Raw genomic sequence first — 3,171 nt, forward strand, 5'->3', positions numbered from 1 at the left:
GGCTTAGATCCGATCGGGATTGTGTTATCTTCATTGTGTTTTGGCGTGCTGCACATGACCAATGTCCAACAATGGCCGTATGCAGTGTGGGCGACATTAGTAGGGATCTTACTCGCCTTTACGATGGTCGAAACGGGCAATCTCTTCATCCCGATCGTGGCACATGTGACTAATAATTTTATTTCGGGACTGGCTTGGAAATTACAGCATGTCAAAACTAGCCAACCTTAGTGTCCGCCGACACCCAGATAAGTCTCAATCACCTTCGGATCTTTGAGTAAGTCAGCACCGCTACCTTCATGCTTGACGATACCAGTATCCAACACATAGGCTCGATCGGACATTGTTAAGGCTTTTTTGGCATTTTGCTCGACTAAGACAATCGCTGTCCCATTTTGATTAATCGCCCGAATCTGTTTGAGCACGTCGGTAACTAAAGCGGGTGAGAGTGCAGCAGACGGCTCATCTAGCACCAATAATTCGGGATCGAGCATCAATGCTTTACCCATTGCTAACATTTGGCGTTCGCCACCAGAGAGGGTGCCCGCGCGTTGTTTTCGCCGCTCGGCGAGGCGGGGAAACATCGTAAAGATTTTTTGTTTGAGCTGTTTGAGATCGCTGGTGCGGATGAAACCACCCATTTCGAGATTTTCTTCGATCGTCAGGGACTTAAATACATTCGAGATTTGGGGCACATAACACATCCCCTTCTGGACGATCCGATCGGATTTGAGTCCACCGATTTGTTCGCCCTTAAACGTAATCGTCCCACTATGCGGCGTCAACAACCCAAAAATCGTTTTCGCCAAGGTGGATTTCCCCGCACCATTCCCGCCGATGACTGCCACCAATTCGCCGGGTTGGACGACAAAGTTAATCCCATTGAGGATATCTGAGCCAGGAACATAACCAGCGCGGACATCCTGAACTACTAGCAGAGGGGCATTGGTGAGCATTTGCAGGGTCGATAGGGTTGATGAAGGCTAATTTTACCAGAAACGATCGAGGATAACCGATCGAGCAGGCACAATTCACAGATTGCGACTGCTCGACACGAGATGCAATCATCCCCCATCATCGAATCAATCCGCCGATTTGCTTCGGCAGCGATTTTCACAAATCCATTAGTAGCCAAGAATCCACCGATCGATCGCTGAGCTTAGATGGAGGTGAGTATACATCATAACGAGATCGATACCGCCGAGAGCTATTCATGACTTTATACCTGTGAACTTTATTTATCGATCGCGATCGCATCACGCGCCGATAAACCTTCACTATTAGCCCCAAAATACCAAAGGGCTGTGGCAACTTCGCCCAAATTCACGGTTTTCTTGGGTTGAAACAACGTAGTATAGCCAAACGCGCGGCGAATATTTGATTGTTCGCCATTTTGAAAGTCAGCTAATACCGCCCGCAAAGCTTTCGGATCGACTTTGCCCGCATCTTGAAATCCCCATGTCTGTTTGACGGCATCCAGCGATGCATTAGGAAGCGTTTGGCGAGTGTCTAGGGGTACTTTCCACAAAATCATCTGTTCGCGCGTCAGCGGGGCATTGGGACGAAAGAGGACGGCAGTAGCATCGCCGCTGAGGGGGCTGGGAATCAGTCCCGCCTCTGCTAGTCCTTGAATGCTTGGAAAATCGGGATTGGTACTCGGGACGTCCTGAAATACAGGTTTGGTATCGGTTGTGGCTAGTTTGATTTGTTGGGTCGGTTTGGTACCGGTAATCCGATTGTGGGCAGCAACTAGCCACCGAGCATATTCGCGGCGAGTGACTGCGCGATTGGGTGCGGTATCGGCACTAGTGAAGACGCCAATTTGAGTGAGATCTTTGAGATACTCGGTGGTGGTGGCGGGGAGTTTGGCGATCGATTTGGTGCTGGGCAGGGGGGCTGCTGTGGGTGTCGGGGTGGGTGTATTTTCAGTTGTCGGCGTTGGCGTGGGGGTTGTGGGTGCTGCCGCCGCAGTCGCGCCAGCGATACTAATGGTATAGGTAGTCACGCCAGTTTGCTGTTTATCTGGGCTAGTTTGCGGCGCGATCGAGACATCTACTCGCGCTAATTTCGCCACGAGGATCGGATTACTATCGCTGGGTTGGGTGACAATTTGCCATTGCTTGGCAGTTAATTCTTGTTGGTAGAATTTGTAGACAAAATCGATCGGATCTGAGGTCGTCCAGGTGGTGACGGTGCCACGATCGGTCGTCTGTTCGGCAGATTGCAGCTTAGCTTGGGGATAGCGAGGGAAATCGGCAGGTAGGTCACTGGCTGCCGGAGATGGCGTCTCTGCGGCTGGGTTGCCGACACTGACTGGTCGATCGAGGTTCGGATCTGGGGCAAAGGTTTTCTGCAAGGATTGTCCAGTACAGCCACTGATGGAGACGATCGTGGCAATGAGCAAACAACTTGGTACTACCAATCTACCGATATCGACAGCGATCGCCAACGGCGATCGTTTCAGTACAGCCTTGGCGACTCGCCAGTTTGGCAGTGAAGGTGACACAATTAATTTAGAGAAATAATTTTACTGACCGCTACTATTATAATTCGGTTTTTTAGACGTTTAGATAGTACCGACACTAAGTTAATGTCAATCTTTAAATCTTTGTCGATCGATGTTGACAATTAGTGATATGCTAGACAATAGATACCTAAGTGCTATATTGGCCAAAGTTTGCCCGATCGCTGTACGTAACGATCGGGCATAAAGATCGTGTCAATGCAAGTCAAGATGGTCGAACCTTCAGATTTTAGCCTGGAGAGATCTGATAAACTCCCTAATAATATCTGTCTTCGTTCTCTCAGTTTTTTCGGCGAAAGCTTCGAGAATTCTTAGTTCTTGTTCGGGAATCTTTACATTTAATTGCTTTAAAGACATAGTACGAGTGCCTGAAGGAATGCTATGGTGTGTAGGTTGGTTCATGATGTGCGTATTCAGTCTAAGCTGATACAGTTTTGTTGGTGAAAGTATGTATCAGCAGTTGATCGGGTTACTTCAGCAGCATAAAATCTGAGACTAGCGATCAAATCCGCTGGTAGCTGTGACTGCCAAAGATTCATCCTGCTAGAGATCGAATTTAGCTCCAGATTTGAAGCTAACAAATGCTTTGTACTGGTGTGGGTGCCGGGAACAAAAACAAAATGAGAACGCAAACCACACAAAAAACA

Annotated in this window: 4 protein-coding genes; 1 reads left to right on the plus strand and 3 read right to left on the minus strand. The window is 48.5% G+C overall.

All coding sequences use genetic code 11. From position 1 onward, the window contains the following. On the plus strand, positions 1–231 hold a 231-nt coding region (locus tag RMO27_RS00905), incomplete at its 5' end, for a CPBP family intramembrane glutamic endopeptidase (protein WP_309728175.1). On the opposite strand, the gene RMO27_RS00910 is transcribed toward RMO27_RS00905, so the two are convergent. From RMO27_RS00910 to RMO27_RS00920, 3 genes are all read right to left on the minus strand, one after another. Continuing rightward, complete coding sequence (locus RMO27_RS00910) at positions 228–956, minus strand: ABC transporter ATP-binding protein (RefSeq protein ID WP_309728177.1); 729 nt, start codon at positions 954–956, stop codon at positions 228–230. The genes RMO27_RS00905 and RMO27_RS00910 overlap by 4 nt on opposite strands. A gap of 278 nt (positions 957–1,234) precedes the next feature. Beyond that, complete coding sequence (locus tag RMO27_RS00915; protein ID WP_309728179.1) at positions 1,235–2,506, minus strand: S-layer homology domain-containing protein; 1,272 nt, start codon at positions 2,504–2,506, stop codon at positions 1,235–1,237. Between the two features lie 240 nt (positions 2,507–2,746). Next, complete coding sequence (locus tag RMO27_RS00920) at positions 2,747–2,926, minus strand: ribbon-helix-helix protein, CopG family (protein ID WP_309728182.1); 180 nt, start codon at positions 2,924–2,926, stop codon at positions 2,747–2,749. Positions 2,927–3,171: the final 245 nt, after the last annotated feature.

Origin of the sequence: Chamaesiphon sp. OTE_75_metabat_556 (assembly GCF_031378165.1) — a bacterium.
Classification (GTDB): Bacteria; Cyanobacteriota; Cyanobacteriia; order Cyanobacteriales; family Chamaesiphonaceae; genus Chamaesiphon.

Excerpts from the sequence above, each read along its gene's own strand:
- RMO27_RS00910 (WP_309728177.1), bottom strand. The coding sequence starts at position 956 with ATGCTCACCAATGCCCCTCTGCTAGTAGTTCAGGATGTCCGCGCTGGT.
- RMO27_RS00920 (WP_309728182.1), bottom strand. The coding sequence starts at position 2,926 with ATGAACCAACCTACACACCATAGCATTCCTTCAGGCACTCGTACTATG.